1 protein-coding gene is annotated in these 500 nt (G+C 33.4%); it reads right to left on the bottom strand.

What is annotated here, in order from left to right; translation table 11 throughout:
• A partial coding sequence (locus H8718_RS20465) for a hypothetical protein (RefSeq protein ID WP_249334893.1) occupies positions 1-350 on the bottom strand: 350 nt, incomplete at its 3' end.
• Positions 351-500 lie beyond the last annotated feature (150 nt).

Raw genomic sequence — 500 nt, forward strand, 5'->3', positions numbered from 1 at the left:
ATTAATCTCACGTATGAGTTTGAAATAGAACGACCCATTTCAATGTTTCTAGCTGAAAATTTAGCTTGCTGTGTAGATGTTGAACTCATAAGCACCATCTCATATAGATCTACAATACTTAAATCATGGTCACTAATCGTAACATCTTGGTCTAAGTCATAGGATGTAGCATGCTTATTCCCTTCATACTCCATATCCACTCTTACTTTAGCAAGTTCTGCTAGCTCTTCATGTTGTTCTAAAGTAATTCTATCTTTTTCATATGCAAGTTGTAAATCACTTAACATATCCTCTAACTTATACTGACCTGCCTCTACTTTTGCTTTAATAACTAAATAAAAATCTTTCATATACATCTTCCTCTCTTTTTTATTATTTATTTAAAACTACATCTACTGTAGTACTTTCTAAAGCTTGTAATCGCGCTTCTATTTCTGCTATACGGTCTACTGGTACTGTCACTTTAAAGCTCGATGGTTTTACAGCTCCACCAACTTCTA

This window comes from Zhenhengia yiwuensis, assembly GCF_014384995.1.
GTDB classification, from domain to species: Bacteria; Bacillota; Clostridia; order Lachnospirales; family Cellulosilyticaceae; genus Zhenhengia; species Zhenhengia yiwuensis.